Source organism: Immundisolibacter sp., assembly GCF_041601295.1.
Classification (GTDB): domain Bacteria; phylum Pseudomonadota; class Gammaproteobacteria; order Immundisolibacterales; family Immundisolibacteraceae; genus Immundisolibacter.
In genome coordinates this window covers 1-5,664 of sequence record NZ_JBFIII010000136.1, presented here as the reverse complement: position 1 = coordinate 5,664, position 5,664 = coordinate 1, and the positions used below count along the sequence as shown (strand labels likewise).

Genomic DNA, 5,664 nt, shown 5'->3' with positions numbered 1-5,664 from the left:
GTCAGCTGGCGGCGATCTGGTCCGAGGTGCTGGGGATCGAGCGGATTGGCCGGCACGACAACTTCTTTGACCTGGGCGGGCACTCGCTGCTGGCGGTGCGGGTGATCGGCGAGATCCTGACCCGGCTGGGCACGCAGCTGCAGCTGGCCGATTTGTTTGAGACGCCTACCGTGGAGGGCTTGGTGGCCGCGCTCCAGGCGTCCGGCGCCCGTGACAGCGCAAACCTGCCCGCGATTGTGCGGTCCGGTCAGGTCGGCCAGCGGCAGCTCTCGTTCGCCCAGGAGCGGCTGTGGTTCATGCATGAGCTGGCGGGACACAGCCCCGACAGCCTGGCGGACATTGCTTACAACATGAGTGGCGCGGTGAGCCTGCACGGGCCGCTGTCGACCCTGGCACTGGCACAGGCGTTCGAGAGCATCGCCGCCCGCCATGAAATTCTGCGCAGTGCGTTTGCGTTCTATGGCAATGAGTGGGTACAGACGCTGGCCGCGCCGAAGGCATGGCTTTTGCCGCTGGTTGATCTGAGTGCATTACCTGCCGAAGACCGCGAAGCGGAAGTGGCACGCTGGAAGCGCGTGGAGGCCACTCGGTCGTTCGATCTGGTGCGTCGCGCCGATCGCGTGTCCCGGCGCACGCAACTGCTGCGCACGCGCCTGCTGCGCCTGGGTCGCAATGAGCATCTGCTGATCGTCACCATGCACCACATCGTGGCCGATTTGTGGTCCCTGGAGGTCCTCGTCAACGATCTGCGGGTGGCCTATGCAGCTGCCCTTGCCGGGCATCCCCCAAGTTTTCCGGCCTTGCCTGTCCAGTACTCGGACTATGCACTGTGGCAGCGGCAAAGCGTCGCCAGCACCGCCTATCAGAAACAGCTGAGCTACTGGCAGCAGCGCCTGAAGGCGGTCGAACGCCTGGAGGTGCCGACGGATTTTCCGCCTCCAGCCGTGCGCTCGTTCGCAGGCGCGGTCGTGCCGCTGCGTATTGGCACAACCACGCAGACCCGGTTGCGAGCCCTGGCGACGCGCCACAAGGCCTCGCTTTTCATGGTGCTGCTGGCGGGACTCAAGCTGCTGTTCCACCGCTACAGCGGTCAGACCGACATTGTGGTCGGCACCACGGTCGCCAATCGCAATCGCCCCGAGCTGGCGCCATTGATCGGGTTTTTCGTCAACACACTGGCCATCCGTACCGATCTGGGCGGCGATCCCAGTTTCGCTGAACTGCTCAAGCGGCTGCGTGATGGTGTGCTGACCGCCCAGACCAACCAGGACGTGCCATTCGAACATCTGGTGGCGGAACTGCAACTGCCGCACGACATGAGCTCGTCGCCGCTGTTTCAGGTGCTTTTCTTGCTGCAGGACGAGCGCCGTGCAACGCCGATGACCTTGAACGATGACCTGAGTTTATCGTTCGAACCCATTGCCACCGGTACGGCCAAGTTTGATTTGCAGTTCACCCTGCGCGATACGGCGGACGGCATCGAGGGCGAAGTGGAGTTTGCCACCGACCTGTTTCAGGCCCCCGGCGCGGGCACCAGCGGTGCCACGCTGATCGAACGCCTGGTCGGTCATTATCTGCACTTGCTGGAACAGGCTGCTGAGCAGCCGGAAAACCCCTTATCCGGGTATGCGCTGCTGCCGGCGGCCGAGCGTGACTGGCTGATCCACGGTCTTAACGATACCCGCGTCGAGTACTCGAGCGCGCTGCTGGTACACGAATTGATCGGCGCCCAGGCGGTTCGCCGGCCCGACGCGATCGCGCTCAGGTTCGAGCAATCCACGCTCAGCTATGCCGAGCTTGAGCGACGTGCCAATCAGCTGGCCCACCAACTGATCGCCTGGGGAGTTGGTCAGGACGTGCTGGTGGGCGTGTGCATGGAGCGCTCGCTGGAGATGGTGGTGGCGCTGCTTGGGGTCCTCAAGGCCGGCGGGGCTTATATGCCGCTGGATCCGGAGCTGCCGGCCGCACGGTTGGATTTCATGCTGACCGACTCCGCAGTTTCCATTGTGCTGACGCAGGCCCGTTTCAAGCACTTGTTGCAGCGGACTGATGGGAACGTACTGGCCCTGGACGAAAGCAATTTGCAATTTGCGCACCTGCCGGATCGAGCGCCGTCCCGGCGGTGCACGGGTGAGCATCTGTTCAACGTCATCTATACCTCGGGGTCGACGGGCCACCCCAAGGGAGTGATGGTGCGCCATGCCGGCATTTTGAACCGCTTGCAGTGGATGCACGCCGCGTATCCGCTGCGCGCCGATGATCGGGTTGTGCAGAAAACACCGTACAGCTTTGATGTGTCGGTGTGGGAGTTCTTCTGGCCGCTGATGGTTGGTGCGCAGCTGGTGATCGCACGACCCGGCGGGCACCGGGATCCGGATTATCTGCGTGACTTGATCGTGGCCGAGCAGATCACGACGCTGCACTTCGTGCCGTCGATGCTGGCGGTATTTCTGCTCGCGCCAGACATCGAACAGTGCCTGAGTCTGCGTGCCGTGTTCTGTAGCGGTGAGGCTCTGACCAAGGATCAGGTGACGCGCTTCTTCAGCCGCCTCACTGCGCGCCTGCACAACCTGTATGGCCCCACCGAAGCCTCGGTCGACGTCAGTTTCTGGGACTGCAAACGGGACGATCAACGCCCGTCGGTGCCGATTGGCCGGCCGATTGCCAACACCCAGCTGTATGTGCTGGATGAGCGGCTGGAGCCGCTGCCGATGGGGGTGCCGGGCGAGTTGTATATCGGTGGCGTGGGGCTGGCCCGGGGCTACCTGAATCGGCCGCAACTGACCGCCGAGCGGTTTGTGGCCGATCCGTTCCATCCGGACACCGGGGCGCGGCTGTACCGGACCGGGGATCTGGTGCGCCTGGCCCAGGACGGTGCGCTGGAGTATCTGGGGCGTACCGATTTTCAGGTCAAGGTGCGCGGTTTCCGGATCGAGCTGGGCGAGATCGAGGCGGTGTTGCTGTCGGACCCGGGGGTGGCGGCGGCGGTGGTCGTGGCCCGGCCGGACGCCGTCGGCGACACGCAGCTGGTGGCCTACGTTGCCGGGGCCGGGGCGGACTGCGCCAGCCTGCAACAACGCTTGCAGGCCGCATTGCCCGATTACATGCTGCCGCGCAGCATTGAACTATTGGCCGAACTGCCGCTCAGTGCCAACGGCAAGGTCGATCGCAAGGCGTTGCCGGAGCCCGGGTGGCAGCCGGTGGCAAGACCCCCCGTAACACCGTTGACGACCGCGACGGAACTGCGCCTGGCGCGGATATGGGAGCAGCTGCTGGCTTGTGGGGACGTCGGAAAGACGGACAATTTCTTTCTCCTGGGCGGCAACTCATTGAGCGCGGCACGCCTGGTGGCGAGTGCCCGCGAGGCATTTGGCGTCGAACTGCCCCTGCGCGAGGTGTTTCAGCTCGGAACCTTGGAGGAGCTGGCGCGGCTCATTGAGAGCCTGAGCACAAGCGCCGCGCCGCAGCACATGCCGCCGTTGCGCAGCCTGGTCCATGCTGAACGGACAGCGCTTTCCTTCGCCCAGCGTCGTATGTGGATGCTCGATGAGCTCGAGTCCAGCGAGGCAGCCTTCAGCACCGCGCGTGCCTACAACATGTCCGGAGGTGTGCGCATCTCAGGACCGTTGGTGGCGGAACTGCTGGAACAGGCAATGGACGTCGTGGTGGCGCGCCACGAGGTGTTGCGCACCACATTCGAGATCGAGCATGGCGAGATCTGGCAATCAGTGGTGCCGGAGCAGCGGGTACCGGTCGATCTGATTGATCTTCAATCGGATAGCCCGACGCAGCAGCAAGCCGCGCTCGAACAGCTGGCCCGGCAGGAAGCGACGCGGTCTTTTGACCTGGTATTGGGCCGCAAGCGCGTCGGTCGGCGGACCCGGTTGATCCGGCTGCGCCTGGCTCGGCTCACAGCGGACCAGCACATCCTGTTCGTGACCATGCACCACATCATCTCGGACGGCTGGTCGCTGCGTATCCTGGTTGACGAGTTGCTCACCGCCTATGAGGCGCTGCGAGGCGGTCGGGTACCGACCTTGCCGGAACTGCCGGTCCAGTATCGGGATTACGCCGTGTGGCAGCGTGAATGGTTGACCGGTGACCTGCTGGACCAGCAGCTGGCCTATTGGCGCCGCCAGCTGGACGGTGTGGTGCCGGTGGAATTGTGGCCCGACCGGCCGCGCCCGACGCGGCAGTCGTTTGCCGGCCGGCATGTGCGTTTTACCGTGCCTGGGGCGCTTTCGCGGCAACTGCGCGAGCTGTGCCAGCAGCATGGTGTGACTCCCTTCGTCGCGCTGCTGGCAGTGTTCAAGGTGTTTTTGTATCGCCACACCGGGCAGGAAGACCTGTGTGTCGGCACGCCGGTGGCCAATCGGGCCCGTGCGGCGGTGGAGCCGCTGATCGGTTTCTTTGTAAATACCCTGGCATTGCGTAGCCAGATTCCGGCCACCGGATCGTTCGTCGATCTACTGGGTCAGCTTCAGCAGACGGTGCTGGATGGCTTCACCTATCAGGATCTGCCGTTCGAGTATCTGGTTGATCATCTGGATCTGGCGCGTGACCAGAGCCGTAATGCGCTGTTTCAGGTCATGTTTGCGCTGCAGGATGACGTACTCGAACAACGACCGGGCGCCGGGGCATTGCAGGTCGCGCCCTACCTGTTTGAGACCGGTGTTGCCAAGTTCGACCTGACCCTGACCATCACCGAGCGCGAGCACGGTTTCGCCGGGGAGTTCGAGTACAACACCAAGCTGTTCGACGGCGAGCGCATCGAGCGCATGGTGGAGCATTTCGAGCGGTTGCTGGCGGGTGTGTGTGCTAATCCCACGGCGCCGCTGCGGTCGTTAGCACTGCTTTCCGCAGCCGAGTACGCGCAAGTCGTGCATGACTGGAACCGCACGGCCATGCCGGTGCCGAGCACCGGTTCGGTTGCGGATCGGTTCGAGGCCCACGCGCGCCAAACGCCGGGGCGTATCGCGCTGGTCGACGCGGCGGAAACACTGACCTATGCGGAGCTTGATCGCCGTGCCGATTATGTGGCCAGCCTACTGCTGGCCAGGGGCATCGGCGCAGGCGACCTGGTGGGCGTGTGCCTGCGGCGCTCGGCAAGGTTGGTGGTGGCGGAGTTGGCGGCGTTGAAGCTGGGCGCGGCCTATGTGCCACTGGATCCGGACCAGCCGGAGGAGCGGATCGCGGCCATGCTGGCCGACTCAGGTTTGCGCGTTCTGCTGGCGGAAGCAGATCGTCTGGACGTGGCCGCAGGCCTGGACTGCGTCTGCTTGCCGGCAACTGAGCTCGACGGGGAAGTGCCGCCCGGGTCTTCAGCGGCGTGTCAACGTCCTGCGCAAACAGACCATTCGCTGGCCTATGTCATCTATACCTCCGGCTCCACCGGTAAGCCCAAGGGCGTGTGCGTGCCTCACGCGGCCCTGAACAATCTGATCTTCTGGCACCAAACCGTCTATGAGACAGACGGCGAAGACCGCGCAACCCTGCTGACGGGCCCGGGCTTCGATGCCAGTGTTTGGGATATCTGGCCGTACCTGACGGCCGGCGCCAGCCTGCATATTCCCGCGGACGAGGTGCGAATGGACCCGCGTCGCCTGGTCGGTTGGCTGGTAGAGCAGCGGATTACGCGGTCGTTCATGCCCACGCCCCTGGCCG

At 64.3% G+C, this 5,664-nt stretch carries 1 protein-coding gene; it reads left to right on the top strand.

Annotation, left to right across the window (positions count from 1 at the left end; translation table 11 throughout):
* Positions 1–5,664, top strand: a 5,664-nt coding sequence (locus ABZF37_RS13305) for an amino acid adenylation domain-containing protein (protein WP_372720719.1), incomplete at both ends; no start/stop codon positions are given.